At 41.9% G+C, this 25,910-nt stretch carries 21 protein-coding genes, 1 tRNA gene and 1 pseudogene; 13 read left to right on the top strand and 10 right to left on the bottom strand.

Translation table 11 applies throughout. The features are described from left to right. Positions 1-10: 10 nt before the first annotated feature. Together xreR1 and EAE93_RS15035 are read right to left on the bottom strand one after the other, a co-directional pair. Positions 11-247 carry a cell morphology transcriptional regulator XreR1 gene (xreR1, locus tag EAE93_RS15040; protein ID WP_071647112.1) on the bottom strand — a complete coding sequence of 79 codons (237 nt, stop codon included), beginning with the start codon at positions 245-247 and terminating at the stop codon, positions 11-13. 341 nt (positions 248-588) lie between these two features. Further along, positions 589-1,251: a GntR family transcriptional regulator gene (locus EAE93_RS15035; protein ID WP_214040005.1), complete on the bottom strand. Its 663-nt coding sequence runs from the start codon at positions 1,249-1,251 to the stop codon at positions 589-591. Between the two features lie 436 nt (positions 1,252-1,687). On the opposite strand from EAE93_RS15035, the gene EAE93_RS15030 reads away from it, so the two are divergent. The 7 genes from EAE93_RS15030 (at position 1,688) to EAE93_RS15000 (ending at position 10,976) form a co-directional block, all read left to right on the top strand. Further along, positions 1,688-2,416 carry a DUF969 domain-containing protein gene (locus EAE93_RS15030; RefSeq protein ID WP_214040004.1) on the top strand — a complete coding sequence of 243 codons (729 nt, stop codon included), beginning with the start codon at positions 1,688-1,690 and terminating at the stop codon, positions 2,414-2,416. After that, on the top strand, positions 2,416-3,432 hold the full coding sequence (locus EAE93_RS15025; RefSeq protein ID WP_214040003.1) for a DUF979 domain-containing protein: 1,017 nt from the start codon (positions 2,416-2,418) through the stop codon (positions 3,430-3,432). The genes EAE93_RS15030 and EAE93_RS15025 overlap by 1 nt, the downstream gene beginning before the upstream one ends. A gap of 63 nt (positions 3,433-3,495) precedes the next feature. After that, positions 3,496-4,254: a LamB/YcsF family protein gene (locus tag EAE93_RS15020; RefSeq protein WP_036811667.1), complete on the top strand. Its 759-nt coding sequence runs from the start codon at positions 3,496-3,498 to the stop codon at positions 4,252-4,254. A 17-nt stretch (positions 4,255-4,271) separates the two neighbouring features. Next, entirely contained in the window at positions 4,272-5,879 is a 1,608-nt protein-coding gene (locus tag EAE93_RS15015; RefSeq protein WP_214040002.1) for a 5-oxoprolinase subunit B/C family protein, read from the top strand. 14 nt (positions 5,880-5,893) lie between these two features. Further along, positions 5,894-7,666: an acetyl/propionyl/methylcrotonyl-CoA carboxylase subunit alpha gene (locus tag EAE93_RS15010; protein ID WP_415186295.1), complete on the top strand. Its 1,773-nt coding sequence runs from the start codon at positions 5,894-5,896 to the stop codon at positions 7,664-7,666. Positions 7,667-8,967: 1,301 nt separating this feature from the next. Further along, a complete protein-coding gene (locus EAE93_RS15005) occupies positions 8,968-10,140 on the top strand; it encodes an RtcB family protein (RefSeq protein WP_181148295.1) in 1,173 nt (390 codons plus the stop codon). A gap of 5 nt (positions 10,141-10,145) precedes the next feature. Next, the gene (locus EAE93_RS15000; RefSeq protein ID WP_214040000.1) at positions 10,146-10,976 is read left to right on the top strand and encodes a nucleotidyltransferase domain-containing protein; all 831 of its coding nucleotides are present in this window, start codon (positions 10,146-10,148) and stop codon (positions 10,974-10,976) included. Positions 10,977-11,129: 153 nt separating this feature from the next. Here the strand turns inward: EAE93_RS15000 and EAE93_RS14995 are convergent, their stop codons facing one another. The 8 genes from EAE93_RS14995 to folD all read right to left on the bottom strand — a co-directional run bounded on the left by EAE93_RS14995 (position 11,130) and on the right by folD (position 17,514). After that, a complete protein-coding gene (locus tag EAE93_RS14995) occupies positions 11,130-12,296 on the bottom strand; it encodes a glutathionylspermidine synthase family protein (RefSeq protein WP_214039999.1) in 1,167 nt (388 codons plus the stop codon). Between the two features lie 129 nt (positions 12,297-12,425). Beyond that, a complete protein-coding gene (locus EAE93_RS14990; protein ID WP_110085900.1) occupies positions 12,426-13,337 on the bottom strand; it encodes a DUF1190 domain-containing protein in 912 nt (303 codons plus the stop codon). A 12-nt stretch (positions 13,338-13,349) separates the two neighbouring features. Next, positions 13,350-13,787, bottom strand: a complete 438-nt coding sequence (locus tag EAE93_RS14985; protein ID WP_110085901.1) for a DUF350 domain-containing protein — start codon at positions 13,785-13,787, stop codon at positions 13,350-13,352. Beyond that, positions 13,788-14,450: a YjfK family protein gene (locus EAE93_RS14980; protein WP_036811653.1), complete on the bottom strand. Its 663-nt coding sequence runs from the start codon at positions 14,448-14,450 to the stop codon at positions 13,788-13,790. 65 nt (positions 14,451-14,515) lie between these two features. Beyond that, entirely contained in the window at positions 14,516-15,199 is a 684-nt protein-coding gene (locus EAE93_RS14975; protein WP_036811651.1) for a PspA/IM30 family protein, read from the bottom strand. Between the two features lie 19 nt (positions 15,200-15,218). After that, a complete protein-coding gene (locus EAE93_RS14970) occupies positions 15,219-15,635 on the bottom strand; it encodes a DUF2170 family protein (protein WP_036811640.1) in 417 nt (138 codons plus the stop codon). A gap of 791 nt (positions 15,636-16,426) precedes the next feature. Beyond that, complete coding sequence (gene ybcJ, locus EAE93_RS14965) at positions 16,427-16,639, bottom strand: ribosome-associated protein YbcJ (protein WP_036811637.1); 213 nt, start codon at positions 16,637-16,639, stop codon at positions 16,427-16,429. Next, entirely contained in the window at positions 16,639-17,514 is an 876-nt protein-coding gene (gene folD / locus EAE93_RS14960) for a bifunctional methylenetetrahydrofolate dehydrogenase/methenyltetrahydrofolate cyclohydrolase FolD (protein ID WP_112896680.1), read from the bottom strand. Before folD ends, ybcJ begins: the two co-directional genes overlap by 1 nt. Positions 17,515-17,710: 196 nt before the next feature. On the opposite strand from folD, the gene EAE93_RS14955 reads away from it, so the two are divergent. The 6 genes and pseudogenes from EAE93_RS14955 (at position 17,711) to EAE93_RS14930 (ending at position 25,626) form a co-directional block, all read left to right on the top strand. Next, positions 17,711-17,787: transfer RNA gene (locus EAE93_RS14955), tRNA-Arg, on the top strand. An 88-nt stretch (positions 17,788-17,875) separates the two neighbouring features. Beyond that, positions 17,876-18,121 (top strand): annotated as a pseudogene (locus tag EAE93_RS14950) (tyrosine-type recombinase/integrase); the annotation flags it as partial. A 469-nt stretch (positions 18,122-18,590) separates the two neighbouring features. After that, positions 18,591-20,147 carry a type I restriction-modification system subunit M gene (locus EAE93_RS14945; RefSeq protein ID WP_214039998.1) on the top strand — a complete coding sequence of 519 codons (1,557 nt, stop codon included), beginning with the start codon at positions 18,591-18,593 and terminating at the stop codon, positions 20,145-20,147. After that, positions 20,144-21,328, top strand: a complete 1,185-nt coding sequence (locus tag EAE93_RS14940) for a restriction endonuclease subunit S (protein WP_214039997.1) — start codon at positions 20,144-20,146, stop codon at positions 21,326-21,328. The genes EAE93_RS14945 and EAE93_RS14940 overlap by 4 nt, the downstream gene beginning before the upstream one ends. Before the next feature lies 1 nt (position 21,329). Next, positions 21,330-22,484 carry an AAA family ATPase gene (locus tag EAE93_RS14935; protein ID WP_214039996.1) on the top strand — a complete coding sequence of 385 codons (1,155 nt, stop codon included), beginning with the start codon at positions 21,330-21,332 and terminating at the stop codon, positions 22,482-22,484. A 25-nt stretch (positions 22,485-22,509) separates the two neighbouring features. Further along, positions 22,510-25,626, top strand: a complete 3,117-nt coding sequence (locus EAE93_RS14930; protein WP_214039995.1) for a type I restriction endonuclease subunit R — start codon at positions 22,510-22,512, stop codon at positions 25,624-25,626. The last annotated feature ends 284 nt before the right edge of the window (positions 25,627-25,910 follow it).

Below are 25,910 nucleotides of genomic sequence, written 5' to 3'. Positions count from 1 at the left end.
GAAGAGCTGTCTAACCCTTTTTCTCCGCGTCAAAATCAAACAGATCTTTCAATTCGATCTGTAAACCACTTGCTATAACATTGATAACTTCAAGCGTGGGATTCCTGACGCCACGTTCGATGCCACTGATATAAGTGCGATCAAGCCCACATTTATCGGCAAAAGCTTCCTGAGACATACCAGATGCCATTCTGATATATCTAACTCTTTGTCCAAAAATGGATTTTATCGTGTCAGGTTTTTTCATTCGATAAGTATCGAACGATGTTACTTATCAAACCACGGACTATAAGTCACGTTTTCCTGTAACTCGTGTTACTAATATGACTTACAGCAAAAACACGATGAATTATGTTTTAATAACCAAGTGATCTGTCATTGGGAGGATTAAAAAGTTCAACATCATGGCACAAAAGGCATATATAGCTTCTCTTATCATTCACTTCCTTGATCCCTATAGACACTACCGCCTTTGTCTGGAAAAGTACCAAACAAACATAACGTTACAAACCAAAAACATGAAAAAACTTTAGATATATTAATTTATCAATAAATTTTAGTCACAGATATTATCTTAATTTTTATTTATTAAGCACGATTTTTGCGCGTATAAGCCGCTAATACAGTACGTTCTGACTGCTCCAGATAGCTTTTTAACTCGGAGGCCGCACTTTCTGGTTCACCTTTCTCAAGTAACGCCAAAATATGGGCATTCTGATCAATATAGGGAACATAAAAAAGTTCGGGATCGTTCAGATAACCAAAAGCCAGACGCAATTCCGCAGAAATATGCCCATAGAATGTTATCAACCGTTCACTGTCAGTCAGTTCAACAATAGCTGAATGAAATGCCATATTTGCGGTTCCAACACCGATCCAGTCCTGAGTATCACGATACCGTTTAGCCATTTCGATTGCACCACGCATATGTTCAACCGCAGGATGCATAGGATAAGATTGCGCCAATGCCTGACATTCAATAAGCCGCCGAACGCGATAAATATCGATAATAGAAGCGATACTCGGTGTGGCAACGAAAACACCACGGTTAGGTTCATATCGCAGTAACCCTTCCTGAGTCAGCACACGAAAAACCTCACGTAATGTATTACGCGATATTTCAAGTTGTTCGCTCAAAGCCGCTTCTGATAGTCGTTGACCGGGTGATAACTCTCCAATAATCAGTTTTTGCCGGATAGTATCTGTAACTTTTTCACTTAACGTCTTAGGAGAGGAATTATCTTTTTTCATAATAATTAATTGAAAGAGCGGACCAAATGTAGCAAACCTGACCACAAGTTCCCGGTTGCAAAGATAAGAATGGCAGGCATCTTCACACATTCACCTACTGCCAGCAAGCATAGAGATTCCTCCCCACAGACTGTTTTCTACGCCAGAATGATTATTGCCTCACAATAGTGCATTAAACGCACCATCATAGAGCATCACTAGGGTAAAAAGTGATCTACATTCCATTTTTATAATTAAAAAATAATTTTATTTGCCTATTCTTTCGCCTCATTCTATTTATTGTTCAACAATACAAAAACAATTATTTAACAATAAGTGCAAATTATCCAACGATGGTACGCATATTGCTTGGATATCAATTTATCTACCGCACAGGAATTCAACCTATGACGACACAGCAAGCAACCGCGATCTTTTTCCACCGAGGTGACACAACATGCAACAGATTGTGAATCTATGGCCGTTGATTGGCATCGCGGTCATTGTCGTGGGTTTTTTACTTAGGTTTAACCCAGTATTGGTGGTGATTGTCGCAGGGATCATCACCGGGTTGGCAGCACATATGCCGATCACAACGATTCTGGAAAAGCTAGGTTCCGGCTTCCTTAATACTCGAAATTTGCCACTAATTTTGCTGTTGCCGCTGGCAACTATCGGCCTTTTAGAACGGCACGGTTTAAAAGAACAAGCTCAAACCTGGATTAGCAATATTAAAACAGCAACCGCCGGACGGTTGCTGATCATCTATCTGTTCATTCGTGAAGTAACCGCTGCGCTAGGGCTGACCAGCTTAGGAGGACACCCACAAATGGTGCGTCCCTTGCTGGCGCCAATGGTAGAAGGGGCTACGGAAAACCGTCATCATGACCTGCCTGACGATGTACGCTACCGTTTGAGGGCCATGTCAGCAGCAACCGACAATGTTGGACTGTTCTTCGGTGAGGATATCTTCGTCGCCTTTGGTGCAATCATCTTTATGCATAACTTTATGCTGGAGTCTGGGGGCATCCAAACAGAACCGCTACATATCGCTATGTGGGGAATCCCTACCGCCATCTGCGCCTTCCTGATCCACGCGTTCCGCTTGTCCCGTCTTGACCGCCAGATCGCTACCAGACTGGCAGCACTGAATAGCATGGACAAAAATCGAAGTAAGGTGGAGTAATGTTTCAGCAACAATATCTTTATTGGCTGGCAGGCGTGATCCTGTTGGCCGTAGCAATAATGTCCTGGCGTGATCACACCAACCCTCGCCGCCTGACCACCAGCCTGTTCTGGGCGTTATATGGCATCGTATTTTTGGTAGGCGACTGGACTTACCGCTTAATAGCACTATGGGCAGATAACGAAGCCGAGGCCCAAAAGATGCTACATATCGGTGTCGGGCTGATCGTTGTATTGATGGCACTGACGGCGGGTTTTGGCGGTGTGCGATTGGGTAGCTACCATCAACGCACACCTCAGCAACGGCAGAAAAGTGCCTCCCGCTTGGGGAATCGTCTATTTCTTCCCGCACTGGCAATCCCTATCGTCACAGTGATCGGCGTATTACTGTTTAACCACGTCCCTGGGTTACAACTGGTACTGTTCGGTACCGGCAATCATGCCACGCTGGTGACGCTGTTTTCCATGACAATGGGCTGCTTAGTTGGATATGGCGTTGCACTGAAAATGACGCGTGAAAATGTAACTCAATCAACCCAAGAGGCGCGTCGCTTACTGGATTCCATCGGTTGGGCGTTTATCCTGCCACAGATATTGGCTACGCTAGGACTATTATTCACCGTCGCAGGTGTCGGTACCGCAATTTCTCACCTGACAGAACACTATTTAGCAGTGGATAACCGATTTATCGCGGTGGCGACATACATACTCGGCATGGCGCTATTGACGATGATAATGGGCAACGCCTTCGCCGCGTTCCCGATTGTCACCGCCGGGATCGGCATTCCCATTCTGGTACTGCAACATGGCGGTAATCCGGCGGTCATGGCCGCCATCGGCATGTTCTCAGGCTATTGCGGTACACTGATGACCCCAATGGCTGCAAACTTCAATATCGTTCCTGCCGCACTACTGGAATTACCAAATCGCAATGCGGTCATTAAAGCACAAATCCCCACTGGAATAGCTCTACTGATTGCCAATGTTTTTCTGCTCTATTTTTTGATGTTTTTGTAAGGAGAGATCCCATGAAAACCGTTCTAATTACCGCTTTTGAACCTTCTTATTGAGGTTATCACGATGAAATTTATTGATTTAAACAGCGATCTTGGCGAAAGCTTTGGTCAATGGAAAATGGGCGACGATAACGCCATGCTGAGTATTGTCACCAGCGCCAATGTAGCGTGTGGATTTCATGCTGGTGATCCTGCCGGGATACTTCAAACCTTAAAATCTGCCCACAAAAATCAGGTAGTGATCGGCGCTCATGTATCTTATCCCGATCTGGTCGGATTTGGTCGCCGTAATATGGACATCTCTAGTGATGAACTGATCGCGGATGTTATTTACCAGATTGGCGCGTTGAAAGGTCTGGCGGCAGCGGCAGGAACCACCGTAAGTTATGTTAAACCGCACGGCGCACTGTATAACACCATTGCCCATGATGAATACCAAGCCCTTGCTGTTATTACGGCGATTCGTGAAGTAGATAACAATTTAGCGCTGGTTGGATTAGCCGGCTCAAAAATATTGGATTTAGCGAGGGAAAACGGTTTGCGTACCGTCGCGGAAGCCTTTGCTGACAGAGCTTATACTCCACAAGGCACGCTAGTTTCCCGCCGAGAAAAAGGGTCTGTGCTTCATGACGCTAATATCGTTGCCCGACGTATGTTGCAATTAGTGACCGAAGGGGGAGTTGAAGCCATTGATGGCAGTTTTACCCGTATTCAAGCGGACTCCATCTGTGTTCATGGTGACAGTCCAGACGCGGTAGAAATGGCACGTCAGGTGAAACTCACCCTGCAACAAGCCGGGATCACCGTACGCTCCTTTATTTAAATGCCCAGGAGTGCCTAGTGCGTTTTTTACCTGTTAATTTAGATACCATTATTGTCGAGCTTCATGATCTGAATGAAACGCTGGCGCTATTTGATTCACTTAACGCCCGCCCTATTGCAGGCGTAGAAGAAATTATTCCAGCGGCCAGAACACTGTTGATTCGATTTCGTTCCAATGCTATTTCCACAGTCAAACTTGCCAAAGAAATCAATGGTCGCAATCTGAATACACTGAATAGGACAACAGGGAAACTCGTTGAAATTCCGGTGTATTACAATGGTGATGATCTGGTCGAAGTGGCAGAAATTCTCGGCATCACCACACAGGAAGTTATCAAGCGACATACAGAAAGTGAATACACCGTTGCTTTTACCGGATTTGCTCCCGGATTTGCCTATTTAGTCGCAAATTCAGACTGTTTACATGTCCCTCGCCGAATGACGCCAAGAGCCAGCATCCCCGCGGGATCAGTTGGTCTGGCTGGAGAATTCAGTGGGATATACCCTCAAGCCAGTCCGGGAGGATGGCAAATCATCGGTACCACGCCAGAGCGCATGTGGGATCTCTCACGTTCTCCCTCTTCCCTGTTGCAACCCGGTTTCCGGGTACGTTTCAGAGATCAAGGCAAAGGGACAACAATCACTAACCCCGTCCCCCCTATTACGCCTATAGAGGACATTTTATCTTCGCAGGTTGATAAACACGCCTCACTGAAAATCCTAACCACTGGAATACAAACACTTTTTCAGGATTTAGGGCGTTCAGAACAGGCTAGTTTAGGGATTTCTGCCGCCGGTGCGCTGGATAAAACAGCGCTGAAAAGCGCCAACCGAATCGTCGGTAATCCTTCGGACAATGCATGTCTGGAAATTGTGCAAGGAGGATTAAGCTTTATCTCTCATGGCAATGTCATTATTGCTGTCACAGGCGCTGACTGCCCAATCACTGTTCAAACAGCATCTGGCCGAAAGTTTCAGGTTGATGGCTATCAGCCTGTTGATCTGAGTGACGGTGATAAAGTGACGCTAGGAACGCCCAAAGCGGGAGTGCGTTCTTATTTAGCGGTGCGTGGCGGCTTTGCCAAACAACCTATTCTCTCCAGCCTCTCTTACGATACACTGGCACACATTGGCCCCAGTCCAATCGCTATAGGCGATACTTTGGATATTCTGACTCTCACACAGGGTTCCGCTGTATCAATGGATGAAAGCCCGGCTTTCAATATGCCCGCCACTGACGATATCGTTACACTGGACATTATTCTAGGACCGCGCACTGACTGGTTCACCGCAGAAGCGCTATCCCTGCTAAAAAGCCAACTTTGGCAGGTTACACCACAATCTAACCGAGTCGGTATTCGTCTGTATGGCGACACACCATTATCGCGCCTTAACCATAAAGAGTTACCGAGTGAGGGAACGACCACCGGCGCAATTCAGGTTCCTGCCAGTGGCCAACCGGTTCTGTTTTTAGCAGATCACCCTTTGACCGGCGGCTACCCAGTCATTGGTTCCGTTGCCAGCTATCATCTCGATCTTGCGGGACAAATTCCTGTCAATGCCCGTATCCGTTTCAACCCAATCACTGAATTTCACGAAATAAAAGAGAGCGATTGCCGCTCATGAGTACCGCAATGACTATGAATATTAAAAACCATCCCATGAAAAAAGTTTTGATTGCTAACCGCGGTGAAATCGCCGTCCGTATCATCCGTGCCTGCCGGGATTATGGTTTACAATCTATCTCTGTCTACGCTGATTCGGACATCAATGCACAACATGTACAACTGGCTGATGAGGCTTATAGTTTAGGTGGAAACAGCCCCGCTGATACCTACCTTAATATTCCCCTATTATTAGATATTGCGAAACGTTCAGGTGCCGACATGGTACATCCCGGATACGGATTTCTGGCTGAACGGGCAGAATTTGCCCGTGCCGTTATTAATGCAGGCTTGATCTGGATTGGCCCTGAACCAGAAACCATTGATATTCTGGGTGACAAAGTTAAAGCACGCAAAATTGCCCAACAGGTAGGCGCGCCACAGGTTTCAGGCACAGAAGAACCGGTGAAAAACGCGGAGGAAGCTCTGGCGTTCGCGGAACAATATGGCCTGCCAATTGCAATTAAAGCAGCATATGGCGGTGGTGGACGTGGCATGAAAGTGGCGTGGCGGCTTGATGAAGTCACCGAACTCTACAATTCGGCTGTTCGTGAAGCAACAGCGGCCTTTGGGCGTGGAGAATGTTTCATTGAACAATTTCTAGACAAACCTCGCCATATTGAAGCGCAAATTCTGGCTGATAAACATGGCAATGTGGTGGTACTTGGTACACGCGATTGTTCACTGCAACGACGTAACCAAAAATTGGTAGAAGAAGCGCCGGCCCCATTTTTGACCGAACATCAGCGCCAGCGTATTCATCAAGCAGCACAGGATATTTGCACCGCAGCCCGTTACATCGGAGCTGGTACCGTGGAGTTTCTCCTCAGTGTCGACGGCACGATCTCCTTTCTGGAAGTCAATACTCGCTTGCAGGTCGAACATCCGGTCACTGAAGAAACCACAGGGATCGACATTGTGGTAGAACAATTCCGAATTGCCGAAGGTAAACCTTTATCATTGACCTCAACACCGCTCCCTTTAGGCCACTCTTTTGAATTCCGCATTAACGCAGAGGATGCGGGTAAAGGATTTTTGCCGACGCCCGGAACGGTGACGATCTTTTCTCCCCCTTCCGGCCCAGGCATAAGGTTGGATTCTGGTGTTGCAGCAGGTTCCACCATCCCTGACACCTTTGATTCGCTGATGGCTAAGCTGATTGTCACCGGAACAACCCGCCAACAAGCTATTGCCCGTGCGCGACGTGCATTACAGGAATTCAGGATTGAAGGTGTTGCATCAGTATTGCCTTTTCATCAAGCAGTAATGGAACATCCTGATTTTATTTCCGATGACACATTTAACGTCCATACACGTTGGATCGAAACTGACTTTATCAATGACATAAAAATATCTCCGCGTCAGGAAAACCATTATCCAGAACAGGTAACACGTACTTTTATTGAAATTAATGGCCATCGGCATGAACTGGGACTACCTGCCGAATTATTAAAAGGGCTTTCATTGCTTGATTCTGGGCAAAATTCCATCACTGAGAACCAAGGTAGTAAAGCTGAAAAGATAATAACAGCGCCTAATTCCGTCTCAGCACCAATATCCGGCGTTTTACAATGCTGGTATGTGCAGGAAGGTGATGAAGTTAAACAAGGTGATGTCATTGCTGTCATGGAGGCAATGAAAATGGAAACGCAACTTACCGCCCATCGTCCTGGGAAAATCATTATCTATGCAGAAGAAGGCGGTTATCAACAGGCAGGAAATGTACTGGCAAGTATTAACGATGATTAATAATAATGATAATCGCCAAATTAATCACAATTAATTAGCTCATTTGACACATAAATTCACATTACCCAACACAACATCAAATTGTGCGGATAATTTCCGCACAACTTTAATGAAGAGGTTAAATCTAAAATGCAATCAATATAGTGAAAAAGAAGATAATCACCCCCTTTATGAATAGGAGAAAATAACTATTAAAGGCAATTTTTTAATCATTTCGTTAAGATTGACAATAGGACAAATAAGTCATCACACAATTTAACACCTGTTTATTTGTTGTACTCCACAAATTACCAACAAAACTCTTTTTTTATCTGAAAGAAATGTTTACTAAATGTTTTTAATATCATGTTTTTCAATTTAAAATTGAGAGATTATTAAATCCAATAATAAATGAAAAAATATAAGAACCAAATAAAGAATAAAAAACCGTAATTTACCCATAATTATAAAGTGATAAAAGCCATATATATTTATCTAGTTAATGACAAATGGCATGATAATTTGTGACTATTTTCACATATATTTAAACAATAAGAAATCATTAACTCATTATAAATTATCGGTCATAAATAGTGTAGAGGTTTATTTTCCACACTTGACAACACCAATAAATCACACACAATAAAAATACAATAAAAACATATAGTTATAAATATTTTCATATCACTAAGATACAAGTAAAACTTAATAGGAATAAATCAATAAAAATGCCATAGTCCATACACTACACGTATTGATATTCCCAATAAATATATTAAATTCAGACTATTATTTTATTCTAACCATATAAATATTATTTCATCAAAAGATAATATTACTCATTTAATAATTACTCATATCCATATGATAATTATGCACATATATACATCTATTTGAATAGTATATATACTTACTATTACAACAATATCATAATATTAAATAATTTAATTGTTTTACATTTCCTTTACAATTATCAACATAACTTAAAACTATAATAAATCCATATATGTTTTTACAAACACATTTTATATAGATTAGCATCACAATTTCAACATTACTCAACAAAACAACAACTCAAATAATTGCAATTACCATTAAACATAATACTATATTAATAGTAAAATAAAACTTTTATTTACAATATTTTCCTGATGGTCCAAAAGAAGACTAAGTTAAAAAACAAATTCAGAAGCATTGATTAAAAAGAAAAAATATTCGTTACTTTAAATTATAATAATAGTGACAGCTAAGTAACCCAGGAGAATAATGTGATAACAAACGATTACAAGTTGATAACCGCGCCAAACAGTGTACCAGTGAAAATGTGGACTCATGGTGTACCGGTAGAAGCGGAAGCGCGTGAGCAACTGTTGAATACAGCAAAAATGCCATTCATATTCAGTCACTTAGCTGTTATGCCTGATGTACATCTTGGTAAAGGTTCAACCATCGGCAGTGTCATTCCAACTCGTGGGGCGATTATTCCAGCCGCAGTAGGAGTAGATATCGGCTGTGGCATGATGGCAGTATGTACCTCATTGCATGCCAAAGATTTACCGGACAACCTATATGCTATCCGTCATGCTATTGAAATTGCCGTACCACACGGACGCACAGCAAACCGTAGTGATAAGGATAAAGGCGCTTGGCAGCAACCGCCAAAAACCGTCGATCACCATTGGAGCGTGTTGCAGACCGGATTTAAACGGTTAACCGATAAATATCCACAATTACTGAAAACTAATAACCAACAGCACTTAGGGACACTAGGTACCGGTAATCATTTCATTGAGCTGTGTTTGGATGAATCTGACCGGGTATGGGTAATGCTGCATAGTGGATCACGCGGTGTAGGAAATGCCATTGGCAATCTATTTATCACTCTCGCCCAACAGGACATGAAACAGCATATCGCTAACCTGCCTGACCGTAACCTGGCCTATTTTGAGGAAGGCAGCCGTCACTTTGCCGACTATATAGAAGCGGTCGGTTGGGCGCAAAACTTCGCCCGCCATAATCGCGAAGTCATGATGCAGCATACATTGGCAGCACTGGCGACGGTAATAACAAAGCCGTTCACTGCCATAATGGAAGCGGTAAATTGTCACCACAATTATGTGCAACAAGAGCAACACTTCGGCCAAAACGTGTTAGTCACACGTAAAGGTGCGGTCGCAGCACACCAAGGCGTCATGGGCATCATTCCTGGCTCAATGGGTGCGAAAAGCTTTATTGTACGTGGTCTGGGAAATGAACAGAGTTTTTGTTCATGCAGTCACGGCGCTGGCCGAGTATTAAGCCGCACAGCAGCGAAAAAACGCTTCACAATAGAGGATCAGAAGCGTGCCACGGCACACGTGGAATGCCGCAAGGACAGCGACGTCATCGATGAAATTCCGATGGCCTACAAAGACATTGAGGCCGTAATGGCCGCTCAGTCTTCACTAGTAGAAATCGTTCACACCCTGCGTCAAGTGGTTTGCGTAAAAGGATAATCAAGATGAAAGAAAAATTTGGTATCAGTGACATCATGAAACAACACATATGCCAAAAACTGGCGCAACTTGAGACAGAGCTGCAAATACGAATACTCTACGCCTGTGAATCAGGTAGCCGCGGTTGGGGATTTGCCTCAACAAACAGTGATTACGATGTACGTTTTATTTATGTACATGCGCCATCATGGTACTTACGCGTCGATCCCTCTCGGGATGTCATTGAACTACCGATCAGCAACGAGCTGGATATCTGTGGTTGGGAACTGCGTAAAACTTTAGGGTTGCTGAAACGAGCCAACCCAACACTGATGGAGTGGGCAGACTCACCGGTAATTTACTACGAAGACGTGGAGTTTATGGCAGCGCTACGCGCCCTATTACCAGACTATTTTTCCAACAATAGAGCGCGATATCACTATCTGTCGATGGCAAAGAAAAACTTTCGTAGTTACCTGCAAGGCGAGAAAATTCGGCTGAAAAAATACCTTTATATACTACGTCCATTGCTGGCGGTACGTTGGATCGAAGCTGGTAAAGGTGTGCCACCGATGCGCTTCGACACCCTGCTAGCCGGAACTGTTACAGACACGGCGCTGATGCAAGAGATACAGACTCTACTTGCCATCAAGCGTAACGCTGACGAAACGGAGTATAGTCCACGTTTTAAACGCATTCATAACTTTATCTGCCGCGAATTGGATGATTCAGTTACCCGCTGCGAACTCAAAGACAAAAAACATCTCCCAGATACCGAATTGGATCTACTTCTGATGCACACAGTACTTCACAATAATCATAAAGAAGAAGGAGAATACCTGTTAAAAAACGGATAAAAAATCATACACATATGACATTTCAGCGATAAAGTTGGATGTCTACAAAAAGCCAGAAAGCAGGGTCTTCCACCCTGCTCCAGAAATAAATATATCAATTTTCTATTTTAGACCGGAGGATTTATACAGTAGAAACAGATGGTTATAGAATAATTAACCTAAAATAATATGAGGCACAAATCGTGATGTATCCTTCGTGATCCTGCCAACATCTTCCCTGACCGATAGACCCGCTGGCATGTCATCAACAAGCCAACTACCGATAAGAACATGGCTATCACCAAACTTTGGCAATGGGGTGTACTGCTGCGCAATGTAACCTTCCTCACCGTAAGGACCCTCTACTTCTTCAACCACTTTGCCATCTTTATGAATACTAATATTCGCTCCCTCACGGCTGAATATCGGCTTCATAACGTAATGAGTTAAGCGCTTGGCTTGCGGATCATCGGCAAAATAAGCTTCAAGCAGATTTGGGTGTCCTGGAAACATCTCCCAAAGCAATGGCAAAATTGACTTATTCGAGGTGATGCATTTCCACATTGGCTCAAACCAGTTAACACCCGCCGTAACCAAGTGTTGAGCGTATTCCTCACGAAACATGAACTCCCACGGATACAGCTTGAATATAGAATCGATAATCTTGTTATTACTATCCGTAAACTTACCACACTCGCTGAGTCCAATATCTTCAATATAGACAAACTCGGTATGAATACCGGCATCTTTGGCGCAATCAGCCAGGTAATCAACCGAACCTTTGTCTTCTTCTGTGCCCTTACCGCAGGCAAAATGAAGCGTGTTGAATGGCAAAAAGGGTTTCAGTTCACAGAAGCGATTAACAAGCAACTCCTGTAGTAAGTTGAACTGATCAGCAGCATGAGGCAATTCACCACGGTTAACTTTATCTTCCAACCATAGCCAGCTAAAAAAACCATGTTCATAAATAGAGGTCGGCGTATCTGAGTTAATTTCCAATAACTTCGCCGGGTTTTTACCATCATAAGCAAAATCAAGACGACTATAGAGGCTTGGATCTCTGCGTTTCCAAGATGCGCGAACCAGTGACCACATCGCTTCTGGAATTTGGAATCTAGCCATCAACTCATCGCTGTTAACCACTTGCTCTACTGCTTGCAGGCTCAACCGGTGGATTTCCGCTGTCGGAGCTTCAATATGTTCTTCAATCTGCTTGAGAGTAAACTGGTAATAACGGTCTTCCGTCCAGTACGGTTCATTATCGATTGTATGAAAACCAAACCCAAATTCTTTTGCTCGCACTTTCCAATCATAACGAGGCGTAGTTGGGATCTGAAGCATGACATTAACCCTTTGATAATGCTTATTTGAATCTTGGAAAAAATCATCGCACAAACGCTTAATTCAGCAATCATGCCTCGATGCGAGATACTGATAACAAAAAGCCTGCGAATAAAATGTCAGCGCCGGTTAACCACCCCAACTGTATTTAGCGGAAGATGTTGAACCGAAACCACCAGAAGACTTGGTAGTGACGATTGGCTTGCTATCATAACCAGAATAACGGGAATCGCTGCTTTTAAACCTCTGTTCCTTTTCACGTATCAAGCGTTCTCGATACATTCTCTCCCTGTGTTTACGTTCTGAATAATCGCCGATTTCATCAACGATCCCAGATGCAATATAAGCAGTTGATCGGGGATTCAGTACAGGATTTATACCTGTAACTACATTTCCAGAATTTGCATACAAAGCGCCATGTGTATTTGCTGTAGTCTGAGAAGCTTCTTTCTCAATTGGCAGACGAACCGTCTCCAACGGCTGCAAATAACGTCGGTTCATCTCGTACTGGATATTGCCAATATCAGAATAGGTACCAATGACCTTGCCATCAGCAAAAAAAAGCTTACCGTACAGGTCGCTATAGCCTGATGTTGAAGTAAATAGCGGCTGGTAAAACACGTTGCGATACTTTTCAGCCATATCATATCGGCTAAACTGTTCCGGCTTCACCTCCGCCATCATAAAGGCGGCCATCTTCGGTCGATAACCTACAGCCCCCGGCATTGCTTCACACTCACCATACTCAAGCTCACACATGGCTTTCTTACGAAATTTCTGCGACGTACGTTCCGCTTCACGTAATGCCGCTTGATATGTGGTTTCACACTGAGCCGCGATCGTATTCTTTGGATTATTCTGACAAGACGCCAGATCCTTATAGACATTGATTGACAGTTCATCCGCCGATTGACCGCAACCCACGAGTGAACCCATACTGAGCACCAATGACGTGAATGAGAACCCACGCCAATATTTACGTTTACTCTCAATGTTGATGGCAGTGCTGCGCATTCTGCGCTTTTTGTTCCCGTTCGTCATACGATCCCCAAATCAGTAAGTCATGCAAGCTGCGTTTAAAAGACCAACAGAAATTGACACCGACGCCAGCACAACCGCGGCAGGGACCTCATTATTCTCGATGCGAGACACAATCTTTGGCATCATAAATATGCGAACCATAAAGAAGCCAACAATCTGAGCCAACAACGCAACAACACTCCACATCACGAAATCAATAACCCCCACAGAGTTGCTTGCCGCACTCGCAATGGCGATGCTGTAACCAACCAGCGCGCCACCAAGCGATATCGCAGCGGCACTATTCTTCTCTTGCTTGATAAGTTTCCACTCATCGTGCGGAGTAATTATTGTGTAGATAAACTTGAAAACGATGAAAAAAACCAGCGCCAACCCAAAACACAAACCAAAATTGCCTACACCATGCATAAATTGCGTGAAAGCCTGTTCTTCATTTTCCAATGTGATCATTTATGCCACCACTTTAAAATCAGTTTGGTTAAGTTGAATACCGGTGCTCAGTACCATCAATCTATCCAGGTTACTCCCTACAACTTTTTCTTCTCCCACAACTTGAAGTTCTTCTGTTCGGTTATGAGCAACCTGACGCGTATACACCATCACAAACTGATCAGTTTCAGTTATATTCCCCTCTTTAGTGTAAGTTTTCTCGGTAACAGCTACAGGCTTAACATTGTCCCACAACCGCGAGAACTGGGTGCCGTCGAGATCATATTCTCCATTTGGCGTGACGATACCGTTTTTAATGAGAGTATCCCACTGAACTTGCGAATCTATCGGTTTAGTTTCATAAAAGTACCACAGGCTCACTTCCTTCACGCCATCATCCCCCTCCCCTTCTTGAAGTACTTGAAGATAACCTTCGTCATCGGTGTAATAACGAACCAAACGTACGTTATCACCTAAGTCGACAACACCAACGGAACATATAAGCTGAGTTGAAGCCGCATTTTCGATCGTTAGGTCAGATTCAATCAGTTTTAGCATCAACGGGTCTATCTCAAATACACCACCGATACGCAAACCTAATACTTCCGGCACCTTTGGCGCCACAGGCGCAACTGTCTTGCTCCCGAATGCGCTCTTAAACGCATCTGCGATTTTAGAAAGCATAGAAACATCTCTTGATAGGAAGATCCCACTTTAAAAAGCAGGATCTTGATTTAACAACTTGGTATTTACTTGCCAAGGATACGAGCAAGTTCATCTTCCGCGGACATAGCGCTTGAAGTTATGCCTGCCTCTTTAAGCTTTTTATCTAGATCGCTAGAAGTCATACTATCGTGAAGCTCTTGCTGAGCTTCGAACTGAGCCGCTTTCTCAGCCTGACGTGACTTGATGCGTTCAAGGGAATCAAGGGCGGTAGATGTTTTTGAAGAAGCGCCAACGACAGAGTTATGAGTCGCAGCTTGGGCTTTCTGCACCTGTTCAGTTGCTTTAACCAAATCAACTTGATTCTCAAGCTGAGACACCTTCTTTTTCGCTTCTTGCACATTGTGTCGGTGCGTCGCTTCAGTCTTCTGGAACGATTCAAACAACGCTTGTTCTCTTTCCAGTTCATCACGCAGGGTCGCAACTTTCTGAGCACACTCCAGAGCAAGCCCATTGTCGCCTTTACCCGCGGCAGAGCGAGTATAACCCTCGTACTCGGTGATACTGTTTTTGATATCAGCAACCTTTTTCTCTGCCATTTTTCGCTTAGCAATCATGCTAACCAGGCTTTCATCCGCACGGCGAATTTCTGCTTTTGCTTCTCGGATTTCCTGATCAAGAATCGTCAGTGCGTTGCCATCAGCGACAGATTCTGCCGCATTATTTACCGTTCCTTTAATTGCCTTAAAAAGCTTTTTCCATACATTCATTGATATTTCCCCTACACTGTTATTTTAGGAACTCAGAATACGCATCAAGAAGCTCAGTGATGTTGGTAAACAGCATAGAGACTTCGATGACAACGCTTTCTTGTTTTGATTCTGATGACAATGAACCAAAAGCGGTATAGTAAGATTGACCATCGACTTTAGTTATTCCAACTGAAGTCAGAGGAATCATTTTGTGCGTTTCTAAAATAAACTGATTTAAAGAAGCGGGATCTAAAACATTCTCTTCCGAAAACAGTAATGCCTCCACTGTAATTTGCCTGCCACAAATCGCCAGATGTGCTTTAATTCCGTCTTCGTTAGTAATTGCAAGACATTCACCTATTTGCTCTACAGTCCAGTCGTTACCAGATTCATTAAGAGCTTTAATCACTTGATTTAATTCCAAACTATCTACTCCACTGGTTTGTTTTATCATTAAAATCAGCACATTAAGTTTAAATTATCATCAGATTATACATTTTTCAATAAGTATTACGTTAAAATAGCCCAGTATTAAACCTAAAATACTCATAAGCATGGTAAATACTAAAAACGCATAAAACCTTAAATACAGCATTACTGAACATTATTAAAACCTCATCCATTTGCTAAATGACCTTGTGCTATCTCAATACCTCCTGCACAAAACACCATGAGAGTATTCGCATGAAAAAACTTATCCCGGTGGATGATTAAAATCACGCTTAACTAAGGTTGCTTTATAGCCTTGGAGTATCACAGTAAATAAAATAGAGAATTGCAGGGTAAAATAAAAACTTCCAGTAAAATCAACCGATATTGATAAAAGTATCCATTTTGATTATCAACTCATTTAACCTGCTAATATTGAAACTAAAATCTTTTTCAAACTCCCATTTACCTCCGACATAAAAAAGCTTTTCTACTTAGCGCTTCTTACATTCAACAGAGATTAACCTTATGCATTAACTATCAGATTTAACCTTTATTTACCGTCATAATCTTTTCATCACCATTTAAACTATCTGTTTTCACTTCATTTGAAAACTAAGAGAGCTGCTTTATACAATAAACAGAAAAGCGATAATTATAGATATTAAAAAGGTGATAAAACGTTTATATTTTTACTATTTTACATTGAGATATCTTTTAACGACAGATAGTTAGGTTCACGGACAGTAAAAGCTTATCGGAAAGACTTTACCTGCAATCTGCGGCTCCCTTCATTTTTAAGGGAGCCCGCTTTAATCATTCTTTAATATGAACAGATTTACCATTAAAGGTAACAACCTGCCCGGCTATAGCTTTATAACGTTTACGGGTTTCTATCTGACTATTAACTTCAACCAGACCTTCAGCAATAACCGCTTTAGCGCTAGCGCCGCTTTCACTCCACCCTTGAAACTTCAACAGATCACACAACGCCACATAAGGGTGGCCTTCTAAATAAAAAATTTCCATCAACAACCTTCAATTTTTTCCACATCATGGTATTCCTCGCAGGCTTGCAAGGTATTCTGGATAAGTGTCGCGACCGTCATTGGGCCAACCCCCCCTGGAACCGGAGAGATCCAACTTGCCCGCTCTGATGCAGTTTCAAAATCAACATCTCCGATGACTTTTCCATCTTCCAGACGATTAATTCCGACATCAATAACAATAGCGCCGGGTTTAATCCATTCACCGGGGATAAAGTTGGGTTTACCGACAGCCACAATGAGTAAATCCGCATGCTCCACATGATGACGTAAATCTTTAGTAAAGCGATGAGTCACCGTAGTGGTACAACCAGCTAATAACAACTCCAGGCTCATTGGACGACCAACAATATTTGAAGCGCCGATAACGACAGCATTCAGCCCATAAGTATTGATTCCACAACGCTCAAGCAACGTTGCGATACCGCGCGGCGTACAGGGACGCAACTTTGGCGCACGTTGACACAAACGACCAATATTATAGGGATGGAAGCCATCAACATCCTTATCAGGCTGGATACGTTCCAGAACTTTGACATTATCAATACCGGCAGGTAAAGGGAGCTGAACCAAAATTCCATCAATTTCTGAATCATTATTAAGCTGATCGATAAGATTCAACAACTCTGCTTCACTGGTGGTATCTGGCAGATCATAGGAACGGGAAACAAACCCGACTTCCTCACAGGCACGGCGTTTACTTGCGACATAAATCTGAGAAGCAGGATTTTCGCCGACTAAAACAACGGCAAGACCAGGAGCACGTCTTCCCGCAGCAACACGTTGTTGAACACGCACTGCTACTTCACTTCTGATTGTCTGCGCAATCGTTTTCCCGTCAATAATTTTTGCTGGCATGTACGAATAAATCCATAAATCAAACATTGGGATACTGCCTATTTTGTCAGAACATGAACGTGCTGTCAGTTTTATTGATAATCAGAAAATAGCCAGATGAAGACTTATAAGCAGAAAAGCCATTGACTCAATGGGTTGTCACCGTATAATCTCTCCCCGCATCAGAGCATTACTGATGCAGCACATCTCTCAAGATGCGCCCTTAGCTCAGCTGGATAGAGCAACGGCCTTCTAAGCCGTAGGTCACAGGTTCGAATCCTGTAGGGCGTGCCATATCAACCTCTCTCATCGTCTAGCAAATCCCATAAAACCCCAGTAAATACGCAAAGTTAAGCTCTCCTTTGCTTATACTTACCGGAATACCATCGAATTGAGAGAATCAGAATGGACTGAATTCGATTTTGATAAAGATATCTGGCAAATACCCGCTGAACGAATGAAAATGCGTCACCCTCACATCGTCCCGCTATCAAATCAGGTTAAAGCCATTCTTATCAAGCTGCACAAGATTACAGGGCGCAGGAAATACGTTTTCCCCGGTCATAACGATGCGGGTAAGCCAATGAGTGAAACTGCTATTAATCAGGTTATTAAGCGTATTGGCTATGATGATTCGTAGTAACCTGAACCTGAATATTGGTACTGCTATCGAATGGCTGCCAAAACCGACAAGGGATAACCTGCCAGAAGAGTGATTTTTTCTTAATGTAGGCATTTTTCAAAGAAATACAAAAAAGTGTTTACCACTATTCAACCCTGTTCACTTTTTTTGGTTTGAGGTGCACAGTTTTATCACTAATTCTTTTATAGGGAGAAGCAAGCAAAAGGTTTTCTCTGGTGGGTATTTTTCAGTCCTCCGAGTTAAGCAAACCAAAATTAGTCTGCCATATCAAGTTGCTATGAGCAAAATACAGGACAGGATTGCCTATCAGTGTTGGAAGCAGTCCAAAATGACCCAGAGATGACGACTAAACTTGTAGCGATTCAAAATGATGAGAACGTCTTTACTCGTTATAATACCGGGCTGATTATGGGCCGATGGCCATTCAAAAACGTATTAAAAGTGGAGTTTCACAATGACAAGTACCCAACAACGCGCCGAACTACAGCGTCAAATCTGGCAAATTGCCAACGATGTGAGAGGTTCAGTTGATGGCTGGGATTTCAAACAGTATGTACTAGGTACGCTGTTTTATCGCTTTATAAGTGAAAACTTTGCAAACTACATTAAAGGCGGTGATGAGAGTATCAACTATGCTGAGCTTTCAGATGATATTATCACTGACGATATTAAAGATGATGCTATTAAAACCAAAGGCTATTTTATTTACCCAAGCCAGCTGTTTGTTAATATTGCCGCAAATGCTAATAAAAATGACAATTTAAACAAAGACTTAAATTCCATTTTCGTCGCTATTGAAAGCTCAGCCAACGGCTACCCATCTGAAGCCGAGATCAAGGGGCTTTTTGCCGATTTTGACACTACCAGTAACCGTTTAGGTAATACCGTTAAAGATAAAAACACCCGTTTAGCCGCAGTCTTGAAAGGCGTGGAAGGGCTTCAATTTGGTCAGTTTGAAAATAACAAGATTGATCTGTTTGGTGATGCTTACGAGTTTTTAATCTCTAACTACGCTGCTAATGCAGGTAAATCAGGCGGTGAATTTTTCACACCACAACACGTTTCTAGGCTAATCGCTCAGCTCGCTATGCATGGGCAAACCAGCGTGAATAAAATATATGATCCAGCCGCTGGTTCGGGCTCACTGCTATTACAAGCCAAAAAACACTTCGATGCCCACATTATTGAAGACGGTTTCTTTGGTCAGGAGATTAACCATACCACCTATAACCTTGCGCGTATGAATATGTTTTTACACAACATTAACTACGACAAGTTTAATATTATGTTGGGCAACACCTTAACCGAACCGCATTTTGGTGATGACAAACCGTTCGATGCCATCGTCTCTAATCCACCGTATTCAGTAAAATGGATTGGCAGTGATGATCCAACGCTAATCAACGATGAACGCTTTGCTCCCGCTGGTGTATTAGCGCCGAAGTCCAAAGCCGACTTTGCCTTTGTTCTGCACGCATTGAGTTACTTATCCAGCAAAGGCCGCGCGGCAATTGTTTGCTTCCCGGGTATTTTTTACCGTGGTGGAGCTGAGCAAAAGATCCGCCAATATCTGGTAGATAACAACTATGTTGAAACCGTGATCTCATTAGCACCTAACCTGTTTTTTGGCACGACTATTGCTGTAAATATTCTTGTGCTGTCTAAACACAAAATTGATACCAAAACCCAGTTTATTGATGCAAGCACTCTGTTTAAAAAAGAAACCAATAACAACATACTTACCGAAAATCATATCGAACAAATTATGCAGGTATTTGATAGCAAAGATGATATTGAACATTTTGCTAAATCGGTCAGTTTTGAAGCCATCGCCGCTAACGATTACAACCTGTCGGTGAGTAGTTATGTCGAAGTTAAAGATAACCGCGAAATAATTGATATTACAAAACTCAATGCTGAATTAAAGACTACCGTTAAAAAAATCGACCAACTGCGGGCGGATATTGATGCCATTGTTGCTGAGATTGAAGGAACGGAGAATAAGGCATGAGCAACATGAGCTTTATGGAAAAACTGCTTGATGGCGTTGAGGTGGAATGGATGGCCTTGGGTATGGTAACGAAATATGAACAACCGACAAAATATCTTGTTAAATCAAATAACTACAGTGATGACTTTGAAATTCCAGTATTAACAGCGGGTAAGACTTTTATCCTTGGATATACAGATGAAACGGATGGTATTTATAAAGCGTCAGAAACTCCTGTTATTATTTTTGATGATTTTACAACGGCAAATAAGTGGGTTGATTTTGATTTTAAAGCCAAATCATCAGCGATGAAAATGATTTCATCAGCAGATGAGTTTAAGTCCCTATCTAAATACATTTATTATTGGTTGAATACATTGCCTAGTGAATTAGTTGACGGTGATCACAAACGTCAATGGATTAGCAATTTTTCAAACAAGAAAATCCCCATTCCCCCCCTCAATATTCAAACCGAAATCGTCCGCATTTTGGACGCCTTTACTGAACTTACCTCTGAGCTTACCTCTGAGCTTACCGCCCGCAAAAAGCAATACAACTATTATCGAGACCATTTGTTAAGTTTTGAAGGAAGTGAGGTGGAGTGGAAGACTTTGGGGGAAATTGGTGAATTTATTCGTGGCAAACGTTTTACTAAAGCTGATTATGTGGAACACGGTATAAGCGTTATCCACTACGGTGAAATTTATACACAGTATGGTGTATCAACCAGTCATGTGCTTTCAAAAGTTAGCCCTGAAATGGCAACGACTTTACGCTATGCAGAGCCGGGGGACGTTGTGATAACCGATGTTGGAGAAACAGTTGAGGATGTAGGCAAAGCTGTTGCGTGGATCGGAAATGAAAAAGTAGCTATTCATGATCACTGTTATGCTTTCCGTCATGCGATGAATCCGAAATTTGTTTCCTATTGTATGCAAACAACTCCATTTATTGCTGAGAAAGCAAAATATGTTGCTCGAACCAAAGTCAACACATTGTTGATTAATGGGTTTGCAAAAATATCTATCCCAGTTCCACCCATTGAAGAACAGAATCGTCTTGTCGGTATTCTAGATAAATTCGACGCTTTAACTAACTCCATTAGCGAAGGCTTGCCGCGTGAAATTAAATTACGTCAAAAGCAATACGAATATTATCGCGATCTGCTATTGAGTTTTCCTAAGCCAGAGGTAGCGGCGTAATATGAGCAAAACGCTGATAGAAATAGCACAACAGCTAAAAGATGCCAACAAGAAAGTGCAGTTGATCTATGCCTTTAATGGTACGGGTAAAACCCGGCTTTCGCGGGAATTTAAACAGCTTGTTGCTCCTAAAAATGATAATGATGAAGGTGGCAACAATGAAGAACTATCATTGACGCGTATTAATTTTTTGTATTACAACGCCTTTACCGAAGACTTGTTTTACTGGGATAACGACTTATCTGAGAATACCGAGCCTAAACTCAAAATCCAGCCAAATTCATTTACAGATTGGGTGCTGAAAGATCAGGGGCAAGACCAAAATATCATTGCTAACTTTCAACGCTATACGGATGAAAAATTAACTCCACATTTTAGTGAAAATGGTTCGGAGGTTACATTTTCTTTCGAACGTGGCAATGAAGCACTAACTGAAAATGTTAAAATATCAAAAGGCGAAGAAAGCAACTTTATCTGGAGCATATTTTACACACTGATTGAGCAAGTAATCAGCGTGCTGAATGTTGCTGAACCTGGTGAGCGAGAAACAGATCAGTTTAATCAATTGCAATACGTCTTTATTGATGATCCTGTGAGTTCGTTAGATGAAAACCATTTGATTGAGTTGGCAGTACATCTTGCTCAACTTATTAAATCTAACGAGTCTAGCGTTAAATTCATCATCACGACGCATAACCCTCTTTTCTATAACGTGCTACACAATGAGCTAAACAGCGATGATAAAAGCTATAAAAAGAAATGGTTTGAGAAATACAGGCTGACAAAGCATGAAGATGGCACATATCAGTTAGCAATCCAACCGAATGATTCACCATTCTCATATCATCTTTATCTGAAGTCAGAACTCGAAAAAGCCATCGAAAGCGGTCAAGTAAGCAAGTATCACTTCAACTTTTTAAGAAATATATTAGAAAAAACCTCTACTTTTCTTGGCTATAAAAAGTGGGGTGATTTATTGCCAAAAACCGATGATGGCAGGCCCAATCCTTATGAGGCTAGGATTATTAATATCTCTAGTCATTCAAAACATGCAGGTGAAGAGGTCGCCGAGCTTACGGAAGATGACAAGCGTGTTTTGCGCTATCTGGTTAATGAAATTAACACTATGTACCGCTTCCAACAGGCAGAAAATTAGAGTGAATCGAATTTATAGGTGAAGTATGAACGAATACAAAACTATTGCTGAATCAAATAACTTTATCGTACTGGATAAATACACCAAGGAATTGCAGCTAAATGAAACCTACCAAAGCGAAGGTGATTTAGAACGGGAATTGATCGACGATTTAGTCAACCAAGGTTATGAATATGTTTCTGGCTTAAACACGCCCCAAAACATGCTGGCCAATGTGCGTGAGCAATTGCAGATACTGAATAATGTTGATTTTTCAGCAAATGAGTGGCAACGCTTTGTTGAACAGTACTTAGATAAGCCCAACGATAACAGCATAGATAAAACTCGTAAGATTCATAATGATTATATCTACGACTTTGTTTTCGATGATGGACATATTGAGAACATCTATCTAGTCGATAAGAAAAACATTGCCCGTAATAAAGTACAAATCATTAAACAATTCAAGCAAACAGGGGCGCAAGCGAATCGATACGATGTAACCATTTTGGTTAATGGCCTGCCATTGGTACAAGTTGAGCTTAAAAAGCGCGGAGTTGCTATCCGTGAAGCCTTTAACCAAGTGCATCGTTATAGTAAAGAAAGCTTTAATACAGAAAACTCTCTGTTTAAATACTTACAACTTTTTGTGATTTCAAACGGTACAGACACTCGCTATTTTGCCAATACTACCAAGCGTGATAAAAACAGTTTTGATTTCACCATGAATTGGGCCAAATCTGATAATACGCTGATTAAAGACCTAAAAGATTTCACAGCTACATTTTTTCAGAAAAATACCTTGCTGAATGTGTTAATTCATTATTCTGTATTTGATGTTAGCAATACTTTATTAGTGATGCGCCCCTATCAAATAGCGGCTACTGAACGTATTTTGTGGAAAATTAAAAGTGCGTATCAGGCTAAAAATTGGAGTAATACTGAAAGTGGCGGCTACATTTGGCATACCACGGGGTCGGGCAAAACCCTAACTAGTTTTAAAGCGGCGCGTTTGGCTACTGAGTTGGATTTTATCGATAAAGTGTTTTTTGTGGTCGATCGTAAAGATCTGGATTACCAAACCATGAAAGAATATCAACGTTTTTCACCTGACAGTGTTAATGGTTCGGAGAGTACCGCAGGGCTAAAACGGAATATTGAAAAAGATGACAATAAAATTATTGTTACTACCATTCAGAAATTTAATAACTTAATAAAAAGTGAAAGCGATTTACCAATATACAATAAGCAAGTAGTGTTTATTTTTGATGAGGCACACCGCAGCCAGTTTGGTGAAGCACAAAAAAACCTAAAGAAGAAATTTAAAAAGTATTATCAATTTGGTTTTACAGGCACGCCAATTTTCCCGCAAAATGCTTTAGGAGCAGACACCACCAGTAGTGTATTTGGCCGAGAATTACATTCGTATGTGATTACCGATGCCATTCGTGATGAAAAAGTATTGAAGTTTAAAGTTGATTATAACGATGTAAGACCACAGTTTAAGTCCATTGAAACCGAACAAGACGAGAAAAAGTTAACAGCGGCAGAAAACAAGCAAGCTTTTTTACATCCCGTTCGTATTCGTGCAATTTCCCAGTATATTTTAAATAACTTCAGGCAAAAAACACATCGTCTCCAAGCCGGCGGCAAGGGGTTTAATGCCATGTTTGCTGTCAGTAGCGTGGATGCCGCCAAAGCTTATTATGAAGCGTTCAAGCATTTACAAAAAGAGACTGAAGAAAATAAAGCAAATAAAAAACCGCTTAATGTCGCCACTATCTTCTCTTTCGCCGCTAATGAAGAGCAAGATGCTATTGGTGAGCTTATTGATGAAAGTTTTGAGCTCACCGCAATGGACAGCAGTGCCAAAGAATTTTTAAGCGCGGCCATTGATGATTATAATGCAGCGTTCAAAATGAATTTTGGTGTAGATAGTAAAGGTTTCCAAAACTACTATAAAGACCTTGCTCTGCGGGTGAAAAATCAAGAAGTAGATTTACTGATTGTTGTTGGCATGTTCTTAACAGGATTTGATGCGCCGACATTGAATACTTTATTTGTCGATAAAAATCTGCGTTACCACGGCCTAATGCAAGCTTTTTCACGCACTAACCGTATTTATGACGCCACGAAGACCTTTGGCAATATCGTCACCTTCCGTGATTTAGAACAAGCCACAGTTGACGCTATCACTTTGTTTGGTGATAAAAACACCAAAAACGTGGTGCTGGAAAAAAGCTATAAAGAATACATGGAAGGCTTTACTGATTTAGTCACCGGCGAAGCACGTCGCGGATTTTTAGAGGTAGTGACAGAGCTACAAAGACGCTTTCCTAACCCTGATGATATTATTAAAGAGCAAGATAAAAAGGATTTTGCCAAACTATTTGGTGAATATTTACGTGCGGAGAATGTACTGCAAAACTATGATGAGTTTGCAGGATTAAAGGCTCTACAACATGTAGATATTAGTAATCCGGAGGCTGTTGAGGCATTTAAGGCTAAATACTACCTGAGTGATGAAGATATCGCCACGATGCAAGCGATTGAGATGCCAACTGAGCGTACTATTCAAGATTACCGCTCTACCTATAATGATACGCGTGATTGGTTACGCCGTGAAAAGTCGTCTAACGAGAAAGATAAATCTACTATTGACTGGGATGATGTCGTCTTTGAAGTGGACTTGCTCAAATCGCAGGAAATTAATTTAGATTACATTCTTGAGTTGATTTTTGAAAACAATAAAAAGAATAAAAATAAGGCAGAATTAATTGATGAAGTTCGCCGTTTAATTCGTTCCAGCCTTGGCAATCGAGCAAAAGAAAGTTTAATTGTTGACTTCATTAATCAAACTAACTTAGACGAAATTATCGACAAGGCCAGTATTATTGATGAATTTTTCAAATTTGCTCAAGCTGAACAAAAACGTGAAGCAGAAGAGTTAATTAGCTCGGAGAAATTAAATGAAGATGCGGCTAAGCGCTATATTACAGCATCATTAAAACGAGAATATGCAAGTGAAAACGGCACAGAACTCAATTCCACTCTACCTAAGTTAAGTCCACTTAACCCGGAATACAGAACGAAAAAACAGGCTGTTTTCCAGAAAATTGCTGCATTTGTTGAGAAGTTTAAGGGAGTAGGTGGGCAAATATAGGTGTGAGCTAATATACAACAGTCGATCTACTACTAGCTATCATAAGCTACTTACTAACCATCCAGACACCTTGACGTTTAGATGGTTGGTACGCTATTTTTCCCTCTTCATCTGTATCATTATCTCACCTTTCCTCGGCTCACAAATTGATGAGTCTCAATCCCATCTCTTGCAAGGATTACCCACCGGGTGGCGAAATAAAACTCCCGTAGCCTGAAAGGGAGAGCAAGATTGCAGTACATTTGCGCACCTTTGGAAGCAGATATTGTCAGTAGAACAATCTT

Source organism: Photorhabdus akhurstii (assembly GCF_018448925.1).
In the GTDB taxonomy this organism is placed as follows: Bacteria; Pseudomonadota; Gammaproteobacteria; order Enterobacterales; family Enterobacteriaceae; genus Photorhabdus; species Photorhabdus akhurstii.
Note: the sequence above shows the minus strand (reverse complement) of the source record. Positions and strands in the feature narration are given on the sequence as shown.